The organism is Allosaccharopolyspora coralli (genome assembly GCF_009664835.1).
Classification (GTDB): domain Bacteria; phylum Actinomycetota; class Actinomycetes; order Mycobacteriales; family Pseudonocardiaceae; genus Allosaccharopolyspora; species Allosaccharopolyspora coralli.
The window spans coordinates 262,288-277,135 of record NZ_CP045929.1 but is presented as its reverse complement, the minus strand read 5'-3'; the positions used below and the strand labels follow the sequence as shown (position 1 = coordinate 277,135).

The window sequence follows — 14,848 nt, the reverse complement described above, 5'->3', positions numbered from 1 at the left end:
TTCCGCAGCGGTGAGCACAGACCCGATACACCGTTGATGTCGTTCGGGGTGTGGCGCAGCTTGGAAGCGCGCCTCGTTCGGGTCGAGGAGGTCGTGGGTTCAAATCCCGCCACCCCGACAGAGGAAACGGCCTGGTCAGAGCCCTCAAGTAGGGAACTCCGACCGGGCCGTTTCTCGTTGCACCGGACCGTGGACGCACCATCGCGACGACGTCCGTCGTGACGGATGTGCCGTACTGTGATTGAAGTACCGCAGACGTGGGAACGTACAAGGTGGGTCGCGACCGAGGTCCGGACATCGGTTCGATCAAGATCTCGCCGGTTCGGCCCTGTGTGCCGGCGAGGTCGCTACCCCCTGTGCGGTAGCTCTGCGGAAGGACAGCAGATGACGGACTCCCCCAGCACGCGCCACGAACTAGCCCGCATTCTGGGCGCGGTGGCTCGGGATCTGGAAGCGGAGCAGGGCGAGCAAGCCACCCTGGCAGGGATCGTCCGGTCGGCCGTGGACACGGTCCCCGGCGTCGGCTACGGCGGCATCAGTCAGGTGAGCGGGCGCCGGGTCACCGCGCAGGAGCCCACCGACGCGCTCGTGCGCGAGTGCGACGAGGCCCAAACCGAGCTCGCCGAGGGGCCGTGCCTCGACGCGATCTGGCAGCAGCACACGGTCATCGTCGACGACATGACCCGAGAGACGCGCTGGCCGAGATTCGCCGCGCGGGCCGCCGAGTTGGGCGCAGGCAGCCTCATCTCGTTCCAGCTCTACGTCCACGACGACACCCTCGGGGCGTTGAACCTCTACGGCGAGACCGGCGCCCGGTTCGGTGACGAGGCCCGGTTCATCGGCGAGGTCTTCGCGTCGCACGCCGCCGTGGCGCTGTCCGGGGCACGCAGCTATCGACAGATGAACGAGGCGCTCGCCTCCCGCGACGCCATCGGCCAGGCCAAGGGGAATCCTGATGCAGCGCGACAACGTCACCGGCCAGCAGGCCTTCGATCGGCTGGTGCGCGCGTCGCAACACGCCAACATCAAACTCGTCGACGTCGCACGCTGGCTCATCGACGGTCACGAGCAGCCCGGGGAGACCGACCACCCTCGCACCCATTGACGCGACGATCCACCACGAGGTCCGGGCTGCGGTTTCGCGAGGCGCTCAAGAGCGCTCAGCCGGGTCCGCGGCGACCATCGTTCAGTAAACGACCCCACCTCACTCTCGGGGCGCAGGACCGTCCGGGGAACCGCCTGCGGCGTTCATGGCCTCTTTCCTGCTTTCGTGCGCTCTCCGGAGCAGAGCCATGAGCTTCTCCTCCTCCCGGATCTGCTTCTTGTACTTCTCCGGCAGGCCACGGATCTCTTCTTCCTCGGCGACCAGCTTGGCGTACAGCTCCTCGCGACGGTCCGGGTCGTTCTCGACCTCCAGATACTCGGCCGCGTGCCTGCGGGCCGCCGACACCGTGTTCTGCGCCCGCCCCTTCTTGCTGAGCAGCGAGGCCGCGACGGTGATCACCAGCACTCCGATGATCACGGTCAGCGAGAGCCCGGTACTGACCTCGACGACGTTCACCGGCTCGCCGTCGTTGATGAACGGCACGTTGTTCTCGTGCAGCGCGTGCAGCACGAGCTTCACCCCGATGAACCCGAGGATCGCCGCGAGCCCGTAGCTCAGGTAGATCAACCGGTCCAGCAGACCGTCGATCAGGAAGTAGAGCTGACGCAACCCGAGCAGCGAGAACGCGGTCGCGGTGAACACGATGAACACGTTCTGGGTGAGCCCGAAGATCGCCGGGATCGAGTCGAGCGCGAACAACACGTCCGTGCCCGCGATGGCGACCATCACGAGCAGCATCGGGGTCAGCTTCCGGCGACCGTCCTCGATCGTGAACAGCTTGTCCCCGTCGTAGTGCTCGGACGTGTGGAACAGTCGCTGCGCGAGCCGGACCACGAAGTTGCTCTGGGAGTGGTTGTCCTCGCCCCCGGGCTTGATCAGGTTGCCCGCCGTGAGCAGCAGGATGAATCCGAAGATGTAGAACACCCACGCGAACGAGTTGATCAGCGCGGCACCCAGGAAGATGAATCCGGTCCGCGCGATCAGGGAGAACACGATGCCGAACAGCAGGACCTTCTGCTGGTCTTCACGGGGCACCTTGAAACTGGTGATGATGATCAAGAACACGAACAGGTTGTCCACCGAGAGCGCCTTCTCGGTGACGTAACCGGCGAAGTACTCGGCGCCCATGGTCCCGCCGCCGAATACCAACACCCCGACACCGAAGACCAGCGCGATCCCGACGTAGAGCGCCGACCAGACGGCCGCCTCGCGCAGGCTCGGCACGTGCGCTTTGCGGACATGGAAGATGAAGTCGAAGGCCAGGAGGCCGACGATGCCCACGATCGTCAGCCACCAGACAACGGCAGGCACAGCCATGCTTCCTCGCTCCCGGGTCGGTTTGGGCTCGCCGTACAGTACCGCGTCGGCGGGCCACAAGATCGTGGTCGGGTTCCGGGCATCGCGGCAGGCAGCCTACGGACGACCTGACGAGTCCGCCGTGTGAGGGCGCATGGGGGAACTGACCTGTGTGCCCGTAGGGCACGCCTCGTACATGACCAGGCAGAGCACCCTCCCAGTCGGTTCCGGACCCAGTCCGTTCAACGAGCACGGTGCCGCTACTAGGGTGGCGTTGGTCACCACGGGTCACTTGGAAGGGAACCAGAATGAACGAGATTGCCCCCGTTCTCGACGTCCACGATCCGGACCTGCGGCGCGGGCGCATCATCGACACGCTCGTCGAAGCCTTCTCCGACCTGATGGAGGCCGCACCGCTGGCGTTCCGCACCAAGTTCCGCAAGATGGCCGCGTCACCGTGGGCGTTCTACCGGGGCACCGCGTGCCTGTTCTACACCGACGTGGCGCGGCTGCCGGATCCGTGGGCCGACGAGCGCACCAGCCGGGTGTGGATCCAGGGCGATCTGCACGCCGAGAACTTCGGGACCTTCATGGACGCCGAAGGTGTGCTCATCTTCGACCTCAACGACTTCGACGAAGCCTACCTCGGCCATTTCACCTGGGACCTGCAGCGTTTCGCCGCGAGCATCGCCCTGCTCGGCTGGCGCAAGGCGTTCCCCGACGAGCAGATCGACACCCTGGTGCGCAGCGCCGCGCACGCCTATCTCGACCAGGTGCGCCGGTTCGTTTCCCGCGAGCAGGAGTCCGAGTTCTCGCTGCGGCTGGACACCACCGACGGCATCCTGCATCACATCCTGCGCAAGGCCCGGTTGCGCAGCCGGGCAGGAATGCTCGACTCGATGACCGAGACCGAGGGTTACGACCGGCGGTTCCGCGACGGGGTCGGGGTGCGCAGGCTCGGCGACGACGAGTACGCGCGGGTCAGCGAGGCGTTCCAGCACTACCTGACCACGATCCCGCAGCACCGGAAGATGCCCGAGGTCGCCTACACGGTCAAAGACCTCGTCGGCCGCAGCGGCTTCGGGATCGGCAGCGCGGGTCTGCCCGCGTACAGCGTCCTCATCGAAGGCCCGAACGAGGCGCTGGAGAACGACATCGTGCTGTCCATGAAGCAGGGCAACGTCGCCGCCCCCTCGCGGGTCGTGCCCGACGAGCACATCCGCGGCTACTTCCGCCACCACGGCCAGCGCACCGCGCTGTCGCAACGCGCGCTGCAGGCACACGCGGACCCGCTGCTCGGTTACACCGAGCTCGGTGGGGTCGGCTACGTGGTCGACGAGGTCTCACCGTACGAATCCGACCTCGATTGGGGCGAGCTCAACGAACCCGAGGAGATCGTGCCGGTGCTCGACCGGCTCGCCCGTGCCGTGGCCAAGGCGCACTGCATCTCCGACGCGGACTCCGATCAGGACCTGGTCACCATCAGCACTGAGCAGGCCATCGCCGACGCCGTGAACGGCAAGGACGAGGATTTCGTGCGGTGGCTGTCCGCCTTCGCCCGCGACTACGCCGACGTGGTCCGCGACGATCACCGCCTGTTCGTCGACGCGTTCCGCAACGGTGAGATCCCCGGCGTCACGTCAACCCGCGTGAGCTGACACCTCGCATGAGTGTGTGAAGGGCCTGCTCGGTGGGTATGTGATTTCCCTGCTTACGCAGACCGGCCACCCGAGCGCCAACGCCAAGACCCACACACCCTTTCACGCCTCGTGTCAGGCAGGATCGTGGTGTGAGCACCTACCCGAAGGCGATCATCCCGGACTCCTTGTTCGACGACCCCGAGCGGGAGGCGCGGTGGCGCGCGCGGTTCAGCGCCCCCCGGGTCTCGCTGCCGCAGTGGTCCCACGGCGATCCCGACCGCAGCCTGTACGTGTCGAACGCGAGCGGCACGTGGGAGCTGTACGCCTGGCACCGGGGCACGGACTCGCACCGGCAGGTCACCGATCGTCCGAACGGCACCTTCCACGGCACGTTGTCCGCCGACGGCGAGCGCGTGTGGTGGTTCGACGACACCGACGGCGACGAGTTCGGCTCCTGGGTGAGCGAGCCGTTCCACCCCGCCGGTGAGCGGGTCCGTGAGCTGCCCGCCACCCACGCCGGCTACCCGGCGGGTCTGGAGCTCGGCGAGAAGGTCGTCGGCCTCGGCATGTCCACCGACGACGGGGTGACCGTGTGGGTCACGCGCGAGGGCGGCGAGCCCGAGGTCGTGTACGCCCACGAGCAGGACGGCGGGCTCTCGGCGCTGTCGTGGGACGAGTCGTTGCTGGTGCTCTCGCACTCCGAGCACGGCGACAGCCGCCACCCGGCGCTGCGTGTGCTCGACGTCGCGGACGGCTCGACGGTCGCCGAGAAGCGGGACGGCGAGGGCAAGGGCCTCGATGCGCTGGAGTTCCCGCCCGTCCGGGGCGACCAGCGGCTGCTGGTGCTGCACGAGCGCAGGGGACGCGAAGAGCTGCTGATCTGGGACGTCGCCACCGACACGGAGACGGAGATCCACCTCGACCTGCCGGGCGAGGTCTCCGCGGACTGGTACCCGGACGGCCGGTCGCTGCTCATCGCACACACCCACCACGCACGCACCTCGATGTACCGCTACGACCTCGAGTCCGGGAAGCTGGCCGAACTGCCGACCCCGGCAGGCACGGTCGTCGGCGCGTCGGTGCGGCCGGACAGGTCCGTCGAGTACGCCTGGTCGTCGGCGGCGACCCCCGGCCTCGTGCGGACGGTGTCCGACGACGGCACCGACCAGGTGTTGTTGACTCCCCCGGGTGAGCGCCCGCCGGGTTCCTCGCCCGTGTCGGACGTGTTCGTGCCGGTCCCGTACGGCCCGAACGAGTCGGTACACGCGCTCGTGTCGAGGCCGGAGGACGCTGGGGACGGGCCGCTGCCGACGGTGTTCAACCTGCACGGCGGCCCGCACGCGGCGGACGAGGACCGCTTCTCGGCGTACCGGGCGGCGTGGCTTGACGCGGGCTTCGCCGTCGTGGAGATTAACTACCGGGGTTCTACCGGCTACGGCTCGCCGTGGCGGGACGCCATCGAGGGACGCCCCGGGCTGACCGAGCTGGAGGACGTCGCGCACGTCCACGACTGGGCGCTCGCCGAAGGAGTGACGACCGCCGAACTGAGTGTCGTGGCCGGCGCCTCGTGGGGTGGCTACCTGGCCCTGTTGGCGATGGGCACACAACCGGGGCGCTGGGCCGGTGGTGTCGCCGGGGTCCCGGTCGCCGACTACGTCTCCGCCTACGCCGACGAGATGGAACCGCTGCGCGCCTACGACCGGGCTCTGTTCGGCGGTGCGCCGGACGACATTCCGGACACTTACCGGGAATGCTCGCCACTGACCTATGTGGACGCGGTGCGCGCACCGGTGCTGGTGCTGGCGGGAGACAACGACCCGCGCTGCCCGATCCAACAGATCCTGAACTACCTGGATCGACTGGCACAGCGGGAGATCCCGTTCGAGTTCTACCGCTACGACGCCGGACACGGCTCGCTCGTGGTGGCCGAGACGCTCAGGCAAGTCGCGGCCGAGATCCACTTCGCTCGCCGGACGGTCGGGCTGTCCTGAGTGGACTTCCCTGTCGAACGCGGCCGAGTTCCCTGCGGCACCGGGACACGTCCAGCACGACGATGCGGTCGCGTTCGGTGCGGACCAGTCCGGCCGCGCGGAACTCACGAAGGATCCGGACGACGACTTCGCGCACGGTGCCGACCTGGTCGGCAAGGTCCTGTTGGCTGATCCGGGCGGAGAGTTCCGAGTTCTGCCGTCCGAGTTCGGCGATGTCCAGCAGGTGCGCGAGGACACGGTCGTGCAGGGAGGAGAACACCACCTCGCCGACGGTGTTCATGTACATGATCACCCGGTCGCTGAGTTCGACGAGCATCGCGTGGCCGACGCGGGCGTCGGTGCGTGCCAGCGATCGGACCGTCTTCGGGTCCAACAGCAGTACTCGCGAGCCGGTCACGGCTTGCAGGCCAGCCGGGATCGGGCCGCTGGAGAACAGGGTCGCGAGCCCGATGAGCGAACCCGGCTGGGAGTAGCGGACGGTGACCTGTCTGCCCTCCGGGGACAACAGGAAGCTCCGGATGAGACCGCGTACCAGCAGGTAGCAGTACTCGGCTGCGTGGGCCGCGGGTGCGAAGACCGTGCCGGGTGCCAGCTGGAGGTCGGTCGATCCGCTGGTGAGCCGCTCGAGCGCTGCGAAGGGCACGCCTGCCAGATGACTCCTCGTCAGCGATGCGGTGACCTCGGCGTCCATGCCCATCGCACCCCCGTCAGCGGGATCCCCGCACACCGTGTGCGCGCCAGCGCAACCCCGTTCCGAGCCCGTCACTCGCGAACCGAGCGCGCTGGTGTCCCACGGACCGGGACAGGGAATGTCGGCCCCGAAGGCCGTTGTTGCCACCGAACGTGAGCCACTTGTTCGAACCCCTCAAACTGCGTTCCCTGCCGATCCGCAACCGCGCCTGGGTCTCCCCCATGTGCCAGTACTCCGCCACCGACGGCGTGCCGACCGACTGGCACCTGGTGCACCTCGGCCAGTTCGCCACCGGCGGGGCCGGTCTGGTGATCGCCGAAGCGACGGCCGTGACTCCGGAAGGACGGATCTCGGCCGGGGACACCGGCCTGTGGAACGACGAGCAGGTCGCCGCGTGGCGCCGGATCACCGAGTTCGTGCGGGCACAAGGCGCGGCTGCGGGCATCCAGCTCGGCCACGCGGGACGCAAGGCGTCGTCGGCGGTCCCCTGGGACGGCGGACACGGAATTCCGGTCGCGGAGGGCGGCTGGGAGACGGTGAGTTCGACCGCCCAGTCGTTCGGTGACGCTCCCGCGCCCCGTGCGCTGGACACCGACGAGGTGGCCGCGCTGCCCGCCCGATTCGCCGAAGCCGCACAGCGTTCGGACGAGGCCGGGTTCGACGTGGTCGAACTGCACTTCGCACACGGCTACCTCGTGCACCAGTTCCTGTCCCCGCTGGTGAACGACCGCACCGACCGCTACGGCGGCTCGTTCGAGAACCGTGCCCGGCTCGCGTTGGAGATCGCCGAGGCTGTTCGCGCGGTGTGGCCGCAGGACCGCCCACTGTTCGCACGGATTTCCGCGACCGACTGGGTCGACGGCGGCTGGACCGGCGACGACTCTGCCCGGCTGGCGAGGCTGCTCGCCGAGCGCGGGGTGGACCTGGTCGACGCCTCGACCGGCGGCGCCGTGCCGGACGCGACGATCCCGGTCTCGTCCGGTTACCAGGTGCGGTTCGCCCGGCAGATCCGCTCGGAGGCCGAGGTAGCGACGGGCGCGGTCGGCCTGATCACCTCGCCCGAGCAGGCGGAAGAGATCGTCTCGTCCGGCTCGGCCGATGCGGTACTGCTGGCGCGTGAACTGCTACGCGACCCGCGCTGGGTGCTGCACGCGGCGGACAAACTCCGCACGGACAACCTCTGGCCCGTCCAATACCAACGCGCCCGGCCCCACTGAGAAGGTACGCAGCCTGATCTACGTAGGCGGTTGTGTGGCGGGCCTGCGAAGGCGGGTAAACCACGTACGCAGCCGGACCACCCGCAGGTTCTCAGCGCCCTCCTCGCGAGGACAGCGATTTCGCAGCGTAGGCCGCTACTCAAGAAATCGATCCCGCAGCGAGGAGGGCGGGAGAGGTTCCGCCACCCGACCACCCACGCAAAACCTTCCGTCAGGAGCTCTTCGCCAGTTGGGCTTGCCACATCCAGTGGGCCTCCTCGAACTTCGAGGCGATCCCGATGAGCAGGTCCTGACTGACCAGGTCGGTCTTGTCGAGTTCGTCGATGCGTGCGCGCAGCCGCCGCACGATCTCGCCGAGGTTCGCGGTGATCGCCTCGACGACCTGCTCGTCCTGGCGCCATCCGGATTCGAACGAGCCCAGCCCCGAGCCGTCGGCGACCGTGCGCGCCCGGCCGTCCGGCGTCACCCCGAGTGCGGCGGTCCGTTCGGCGACGTTGTCGGCGAAATCACGGGCCGCGGTCACCAACTCGTCGAGCTGCAGGTGCACGTCTCGGAAGAACCGGCCCACCACGTTCCAGTGCGCCTGCTTGGCCACCAGGTGCAGGTCGATGAGATCGACCAGAGTCGCCTGCAGCGCCTTGCCGGTGATGTCCCGGTCGGCATCACTCAACGAACTCGTGATCGGGGACTTCGCAGCCGACTTCTTGGCCATTTCGCTCGCTCCCTCCGGACAGGGCTACACAGCACACAGTGCGGTCGGACCCGGCACGGTCCAACACCACGCGGATACCCAGTCCGGAGTTTCTCAACACAGCCGGTCAGCCGCGACCGGAAGCGAACTCGACCACCTGCTCACCGATGGTGCGCAAGGTGGACTCCACCTTCCGGTCGGTGCACGACCCGCCGGGCCCGAGCTCGGTTTCGACGGAGTTCACCGCGGCACCGAGCGGTGTCGGCCACCCGCGCAACGAGTGCACCACTGAGCGCAGCGCCTGCAGTGTGGTGACCGACGCCTGCCAGCCGTGGGCGATGCCGATGCACCCGACGCCGCGCCCGTCGAGGTACGGGCGCTCGTCGAGACGGAGGTCCTCGACGTAGTCCAGGGCGTTCTTGACCAGTCCGGACACGGTGCCGTGGTAGCCGGGCGAGGACAGCAGCACCCCGTCGGCCTCGCGGAGCGCGTCCACGAGCTCCCGCGCCACTTCGGTGCGTTCGAGCACGTGCGGGTCGTAGAAGGGCAACACGAGTGCGGAGCCGGTGATGGCGTGGACCTTCGCGCCCGCGTCCCGGGCGCCGGCGAGTGTCGCGTGCAGCGCGCGCTCGGACTGCGAGTCGGCGCGGACCGATCCGCCGATTCCCACCACGGTCACCGTCATTCTCACGATCCTTCCATCCCCGGTCGGGGTTGTCCTCGGTGTGTGCGGAGTTCCACCGGTCACCGGCTGTCCTCGGCTCGGACGCTACGACTTGAAGTGCGGTCGAGGTCAATGTGACCGACCGTGGCTCGTGTCACCGATTACCAACGGGTAGCTTCGAGGTGAACGAGAGCACAGGAGGTGGGCAGATGCTGCAGACACTGACGTCGGTCGCGCGTTCGACCACGGTGGAAGGAACCGTCCTGCGCTGCGTGCTGGGCCTGCCCCACGGCGTCAAACGGGCACTGGCGCGCGCGCCGATCGTCGTCGACGGCCAGGAACTCGCGCTGGACGCACAACTGTTGCTGCGGTTGCAGCAGCTCTCCGGCCAGACAGGACTGACGGGCAGTGACGTCGGCGCGTCCCGGGCGCTCATGCGCCGCAGCGCCGAGCTGCTCGGACACACCCCGATCACCGACGTCGAGATCACCGAACGTCACGTTCCGACCCCGAGCGGTTCGCTGCCGACCAGGCTGTACCGGCCGCACTCCGTGACCGACACGAGTGACCTGCTCGTCTTCTACCACGGCGGCGGCTGGGTCATCGGCGACCTCGACAGCCACGACGACCTGTGCCGATTCCTCGCCACCCGGGCGGATGTCCGGGTCCTGTCGGTGGATTACCGGCTCGCACCGGAGAACCCGTTCCCCGCCGCGGCCGAGGACGCGCTCGCCGCGTTCCGCCACGCGGTCGAGCACGCCGACGAACTCGGCACCACACGCGAGCGGATCTCCGTCGGGGGCGACAGCGCGGGCGGCAACCTCGCCGCCGTGGTCGCCCACCACACGACCCGAAACGACACGACCGCGCCGAAGTTCCAGCTGTTGCTGTATCCGGTGGTGGACGCCACGACCCGCCGGCAGTCCCGTGAGCTGTTCTCGAACGGGTTCCTGCTCACCGACGAGGACATGGACTGGTTCATGGGCCACTACGAACCGGAGGGAGCCCGGCGTGGCGATCTCCTGCTGTCGGTGCTGCTCGCCGAGGACCTCACCGATCTCCCCCCGGCGCACGTCGTCACGGCCGGGTTCGATCCGCTGCGCGACGAGGGTGAGGAGTACGTGCGGCGGCTGCGGCAGTCCGACGTCCGGGTGGTGCATCGCCGGTTCGCCGACCTCATCCACGGCTTCGCCAATCTCCGGTTGGCCGGTGGTCGCTTCCACGAGGCGATGGTCGAGGTCGCCGCGACCCTGCGCGCCGCGCTGCAACTCCGCTGAGTCCGGCGACGACGGGCTGTGGACAACTCCGCCCCCTGTGGATAGAGAGGTGGCAAATTCGCGCGAATTTGCCACCTCTCTAGTCAGGTGAGGAGATCGCGGAGTCGTTGGAGCAGCTCTTCGCGGCCTGCGCAGCCGAGGCGTTGCTTCATCCGGCCGATGTGGTGCTCGACGGTCTTGGCCGAGATGAACAGCTTCTGTCCGACCTGCTTGTAGGTGTGCCCCGCGACGACGAGTTCGGCGACCTCTTTCTCCCGGGCGCTGAGCACCGCCTCGTCCCCGGCACCCGCACCGCCGACCGCGCGGGGCCGGGTCGGCTTGCCCTGCAGAGTGCGCGCGCGTTCCAGCAGCGACAGCATCGCCTGCCGGTCCGTCGTGCGCAGCGCCGCCTGACCGGCTAGTTGGGCGGCGTCGGCGACGAGCCCGGCCGCGTGCAGTCCTCGTGCGGCCTCGGAGACTTCGGGTTCGTCGACCTTCCCGGCCAGTACGCGCACCCACGTGGCCGCCCCCACACTCATCGCCGAGGCCATCGGATTGTGCTGTGCGGTCGCGTCGAGCACGTCCGCGTAGTGACGCACGGCGTCGAGGTCGTCGAGCACCATGCTCGCGTGCAGGCACCGCCACGCCAACAGCCCGGTCCACAGGGGAGGACTGTCGAGGTCGTCGAGGAGTGTGAAGGCGTCGCGCCGGTGCGGTTCGAGCCACTCGTGGTCGCGCAACCGTGCGGCCGCCATGACGAGCTCTCCCAACGGCAGCAGGGTGAACAGGTCGACGTGGTGCTCGGCGACCACCTGCCGGATACGTCCACGCACGGCGTTGAGAGCGGGGATGTGATTGTCCCGGCTGGCGATTCCAGCCTCCAACGCCGTGGCGAGAAGGCGGTCTCGCGGCTGTTCGCACGCGCCGTCCGGGATCAAGTCCCAGCGCGCCCGCGCGGTGACCGTGTCCCCGCGCACCAGCGCCACCCACGCCAGGAGCAGCCGTTGCCGGTTCACCAGCAGCGAACCTCCGGTTCCGGCTTCGATTCCCCGGGAGAGCACGGACTCCGCCGCGTCGAACTCGCCACAGTGCATCGCCACGATCGCGGCGACCGCCGCGGGCGAGTCCGGCAGGAGCACGCTCTTGCCCGCCGGTTCGGCGAGCGACGCGGAACGCGCCAAAGTGGACACCGAGGTCACGGCCGACCCGGCGACCGACTCCTGCATCCCGCTCGCGAGTTCGGCCGTCGCACCCGACAGCGACGTGGGCGGACCGTCCTCCCGCTGGTTCAGCAGCTCCTTGGCATCGGCCGGACGCCCGGTTCCGAGCAAGCCGACGACCGCGAAAGCCTGATCGCCGGGCCATCGGGCGCCGCGCGTCGACCACTCGCACAGCGCGGCCGATCGCCTGAGCAGCCCCCGGTGAGCCAGCACCGTCGCGGCCACCTGAGCCCCCAGCCCACGATCCGAAGTGGACTCCCCGACCAGGACCTCGTCGGCCAGCCGCAGCGCGTCGTCGAACGCTACCGTCTCGGCCGCCGCCCGGGCGCGACGCGCCGTGAGGCGCTCCGGCCGCGCGCCCGCCTCGACGGCGGCGCGGTAGCAGCGGCCTGCGATGGCGGGAGCTGCCTGCATTGCCTCGTCCCCCGCCTGCTCGAACGCCTCCGCCATGAGCGGTCCCGCGACCGGAGCGACGTCCCTGTCGAGCAGCGGTCGCACCAGGTCCAACACCGGACGGCCCCGCTGCACCGCGGTTTCCACCATGCGCCGGAGCACGGCGAGCCTGCGATCCAGCGGTGTCAAGGCGGCGGCGGCTTCCCGCGCCACCGGCAGCAACGCGTCCGACTGATCGGTGAGTCCGCCCGCCCGGACGGCGTTGAGCCCGTCCGCCACCTCGGAGTGGTCGAGGTCGAGCAGCGGCGCCAGCAGTTCCGGGTGCGCGGCCGCGCCCGCCGCCATCGCCGTCAGGCACGCGCGGCCGTGCTCACCGAGTTGTTCCATGTCGTGCTGGAACTGGTCGAGCACGGACGCCGGCAATCGTCCGGCACCGCCGCCTCGTACACCGGCCAGGACGCGCGTCACGAGCCTCGGCACCCCGCCCGTCCGAGCGAGCAACCGCTCCACTGAGTCGGCGTGCACCGACTCCCCCAGCACGTTCCGGGCGTGCCGGGCGACCTCCGCCGGCCCCAAAGCACCCAGCAGCAGCGGAGGTCGCGAGCGCCCGAGCTCCTCCACGAGCGCGGTCAGCGCCGGGCGCCGCGGCCACGGCCGGTACGTGACGAAAAGCCGCGCCGAGGGGCGGCGAGCCAACTCCGCCAGCTCGTGCAACGTCCGGTCCGTGGCGCGGTGTGCGTCGTCGACGACGACGGCGACGTCCTCGCTCACCGTGTCGAGCCGCTGGGCGGCGCCGTTGACCACGGTGACCCCGGCATCGCGATAGATGCCGGCCAGCGCCACCAACAGCGCCGTCTTGCCGTACCCGCCCGCGCCCTGGATAGCGACCTGGATCGCGGCGTTCGGGTCGTTCGCCACGGCCTGCCGCATCAGCGCGGGCGACGCCCCGGACGGGACGTCTCGCTGGGGCGCTGTCCGATGGTCCATGAGTCCTTCGTGAGCTCGAACGGTGTGCGGTTCAGGTGCGGCCTGCCGGTCGTCGGCTCAGCCGGTCGACAACAGTCCCGGCCCGGACGGCGACCAGCCCATTCCGCCGTCCTGGTAGTGCATGACCGTGAGGACGAGTCCGATGACGATCAGCACCGCGGCGACCGACAGCGTGATCATGCGCATGACTCGGGGATTGCGCGCGGGCGGGTCCAGGTGCATCGGTTCCACCTTCACCGGCGGCCGGGTGATCGGCTCCGGCGGATCGTCGGCGGGCGGCGGTTCGAGCCTGCCCGCGAGATCGAGCTCGTCGGGTCGCTCGATCACGACTCCCGGCTCGGCCGCGCTGTCCTCGTCGGTCTCCGTCGACACAGCCGTGACCGCCGAGACCGCGGCGCCACGCGCGGCCACCAGCTCGGGAGCGACGTCCACCCGCGGGGCGGTGCTCAGCTTCTGGCCGACGAGCTGCCGTAGCAGCGGTGTTCGGGCCGAACCGCCTGCGAGGACGACGGCCGCGAGGTCCTCGGACTGCAACGCCACCGACTGCACCGCCTGGGAGAGCAGGTCCGGCAGCCGCTCCAGGTGCGGCCGGGCCAGTTGTTCGTAGCGGGACCGCGTCAGCTGTACCTGCGCGCGATGCTCGCCGAGCTCGACGGGAACGGTCGTCTCCGGCTGGTGCGAGAGGATCTCCTTCGCCCTGACGCACGCCGTCCGCAGCCCGAACAGATCGGAGCGGACCCGCAGGTTCTCGGTGTCGAGTTCGTCGAGCTCGACACCCGCACCGGATCGCACGAACGTGACGACCTCGTCGTCGAGGACGGCCCCGCTGAGGTGATCGGCACTCAACGACGAACCGAGCACGTCGAAGCCAGGCTCCCGCCGCCGCAGCACGGTCACGTCGACCGAGGTTCCGCCGAGACTGGCGACCGCGATCGCGTCCGAGTCGTCGAGTCCCTGTCGGTCGGCGTAGTCGAGACCGACCGCGACCGGCTCCGGCACTAGCGTCACGTCACCGATCCCGAGCCTGCCGAGCGCCTGGTGCACGAGATGGGCCCGGTACGGCCCCCAGGTCGCGGGGTGGGCGACGGCGACGTGTTCGGGGGGATGGCCTTGACGGTGGGCGACGAGGTCGGCGACCCACTCGATCATCGTCGCGACCAGCTCGTGAGCGGCCACGAAGTCGTCCCCGACGAGCAGCGGGACCTCGTCGCCGACGGCGCGGGTGAAACCCCGGACCACCCACTCGTGATGATGCAGTTCCTGACGTTCGGCGTCGTGGCCCGCGACGAACGACCCGTCCTGGACCCGGCAGAGCACGGTCGGCAACGTCGGTGACTGCGCGGCGAGACCGACGGGAGCGGGGCTGCCCCAGCGACCGCCCTCGCGCCGGGCGACCGCGGCGGAGGTCACGGTCCCCCCGACGTGGATCCCCAGCACGTACGGCATCGGTACTTGCGGCTCCTCTCACCGGGCCATGGCTGCGTTCCGTCCTGCTGCGTCCGGCTCAGCAGGCCCGGCTCTGCGAGTCGGCTCGGCACGGTCAGCCGCACCGGCTTACCGGTGACCGGCGACGACGCGTCGGCAGCCACTGATCGCACGGCGACCGGTACGGCATTGCCAGTCTTCCGGGTGACTGGGGACAACCTAACGTGGACGATCTGTCGCGTACCGATGGGTAGGGGATTCCCCGTGTGGCG

The 14,848-nt window shown here is 69.4% G+C and carries 11 protein-coding genes, 1 tRNA gene and 1 pseudogene; 7 read left to right on the top strand and 6 right to left on the bottom strand.

The features are described 5' to 3' along the window. Positions 1-44: 44 nt before the first annotated feature. The 3 genes and pseudogenes from GIY23_RS01305 to GIY23_RS22870 all read left to right on the top strand — a co-directional run bounded on the left by GIY23_RS01305 (position 45) and on the right by GIY23_RS22870 (position 1,105). Positions 45-118, top strand: a tRNA-Pro gene (locus GIY23_RS01305). Positions 119-225: 107 nt separating this feature from the next. Beyond that, positions 226-816, top strand: a pseudogene (locus GIY23_RS01300) (GAF domain-containing protein); the annotation flags it as partial. Between the two features lie 139 nt (positions 817-955). Next, positions 956-1,105 (top strand): ANTAR domain-containing protein, encoded by a 150-nt coding sequence (locus tag GIY23_RS22870; RefSeq protein ID WP_228717481.1) that lies wholly within the window; start codon positions 956-958, stop codon positions 1,103-1,105. Between the two features lie 99 nt (positions 1,106-1,204). Here GIY23_RS22870 and GIY23_RS01295 read toward each other — a convergent pair whose 3' ends face one another. Next, positions 1,205-2,422, bottom strand: a complete 1,218-nt coding sequence (locus tag GIY23_RS01295; RefSeq protein ID WP_154074987.1) for a TerC family protein — start codon at positions 2,420-2,422, stop codon at positions 1,205-1,207. A gap of 287 nt (positions 2,423-2,709) precedes the next feature. On the opposite strand from GIY23_RS01295, the gene GIY23_RS01290 reads away from it, so the two are divergent. Continuing rightward, positions 2,710-4,059, top strand: coding sequence for a DUF2252 domain-containing protein (locus tag GIY23_RS01290; protein ID WP_154074986.1), 1,350 nt, complete (start codon positions 2,710-2,712; stop codon positions 4,057-4,059). Between the two features lie 131 nt (positions 4,060-4,190). Further along, a complete protein-coding gene (locus tag GIY23_RS01285; protein ID WP_154074985.1) occupies positions 4,191-6,032 on the top strand; it encodes a S9 family peptidase in 1,842 nt (613 codons plus the stop codon). On the opposite strand, the gene GIY23_RS01280 is transcribed toward GIY23_RS01285, so the two are convergent. Continuing rightward, on the bottom strand, positions 5,977-6,723 hold the full coding sequence (locus GIY23_RS01280; protein WP_187351981.1) for a Crp/Fnr family transcriptional regulator: 747 nt from the start codon (positions 6,721-6,723) through the stop codon (positions 5,977-5,979). The two genes, GIY23_RS01285 and GIY23_RS01280, sit on opposite strands and share 56 nt — an antisense overlap. A 152-nt stretch (positions 6,724-6,875) precedes the next feature. Between GIY23_RS01280 and GIY23_RS01275 the strand changes: the two genes are divergently transcribed. Next, positions 6,876-7,940: an NADH:flavin oxidoreductase/NADH oxidase gene (locus GIY23_RS01275; protein ID WP_154074983.1), complete on the top strand. Its 1,065-nt coding sequence runs from the start codon at positions 6,876-6,878 to the stop codon at positions 7,938-7,940. Between the two features lie 211 nt (positions 7,941-8,151). On the opposite strand, the gene GIY23_RS01270 is transcribed toward GIY23_RS01275, so the two are convergent. Together GIY23_RS01270 and GIY23_RS01265 are read right to left on the bottom strand one after the other, a co-directional pair. Then, positions 8,152-8,652, bottom strand: coding sequence for a Dps family protein (locus GIY23_RS01270; protein ID WP_154074982.1), 501 nt, complete (start codon positions 8,650-8,652; stop codon positions 8,152-8,154). A gap of 106 nt (positions 8,653-8,758) precedes the next feature. Beyond that, positions 8,759-9,316, bottom strand: a complete 558-nt coding sequence (locus GIY23_RS01265; RefSeq protein ID WP_154074981.1) for an NADPH-dependent FMN reductase — start codon at positions 9,314-9,316, stop codon at positions 8,759-8,761. A 188-nt stretch (positions 9,317-9,504) separates the two neighbouring features. Here GIY23_RS01265 and GIY23_RS01260 point away from each other — a divergent pair, with 188 nt between their 5' ends. Beyond that, positions 9,505-10,572 carry an alpha/beta hydrolase gene (locus GIY23_RS01260; protein ID WP_154074980.1) on the top strand — a complete coding sequence of 356 codons (1,068 nt, stop codon included), beginning with the start codon at positions 9,505-9,507 and terminating at the stop codon, positions 10,570-10,572. Positions 10,573-10,655: 83 nt separating this feature from the next. Here GIY23_RS01260 and GIY23_RS01255 read toward each other — a convergent pair whose 3' ends face one another. Further along, positions 10,656-13,151 (bottom strand): helix-turn-helix domain-containing protein, encoded by a 2,496-nt coding sequence (locus tag GIY23_RS01255; RefSeq protein ID WP_154074979.1) that lies wholly within the window; start codon positions 13,149-13,151, stop codon positions 10,656-10,658. Positions 13,152-13,208: 57 nt separating this feature from the next. Beyond that, positions 13,209-14,597, bottom strand: a complete 1,389-nt coding sequence (locus tag GIY23_RS01250) for an Hsp70 family protein (protein WP_154074978.1) — start codon at positions 14,595-14,597, stop codon at positions 13,209-13,211. Positions 14,598-14,848: the final 251 nt, after the last annotated feature.

Excerpts from the sequence above, each read along its gene's own strand:
- GIY23_RS22870 (WP_228717481.1), top strand. The coding sequence starts at position 956 with ATGCAGCGCGACAACGTCACCGGCCAGCAGGCCTTCGATCGGCTGGTG.
- GIY23_RS01295 (WP_154074987.1), bottom strand. The coding sequence starts at position 2,422 with ATGGCTGTGCCTGCCGTTGTCTGGTGGCTGACGATCGTGGGCATCGTC.
- GIY23_RS01290 (WP_154074986.1), top strand. The coding sequence starts at position 2,710 with ATGAACGAGATTGCCCCCGTTCTCGACGTCCACGATCCGGACCTGCGG.
- GIY23_RS01280 (WP_187351981.1), bottom strand. The coding sequence starts at position 6,723 with ATGGACGCCGAGGTCACCGCATCGCTGACGAGGAGTCATCTGGCAGGC.
- GIY23_RS01270 (WP_154074982.1), bottom strand. The coding sequence starts at position 8,652 with ATGGCCAAGAAGTCGGCTGCGAAGTCCCCGATCACGAGTTCGTTGAGT.
- GIY23_RS01265 (WP_154074981.1), bottom strand. The coding sequence starts at position 9,316 with ATGACGGTGACCGTGGTGGGAATCGGCGGATCGGTCCGCGCCGACTCG.
- GIY23_RS01260 (WP_154074980.1), top strand. The coding sequence starts at position 9,505 with ATGCTGCAGACACTGACGTCGGTCGCGCGTTCGACCACGGTGGAAGGA.
- GIY23_RS01255 (WP_154074979.1), bottom strand. The coding sequence starts at position 13,151 with ATGGACCATCGGACAGCGCCCCAGCGAGACGTCCCGTCCGGGGCGTCG.
- GIY23_RS01250 (WP_154074978.1), bottom strand. The coding sequence starts at position 14,597 with ATGCCGTACGTGCTGGGGATCCACGTCGGGGGGACCGTGACCTCCGCC.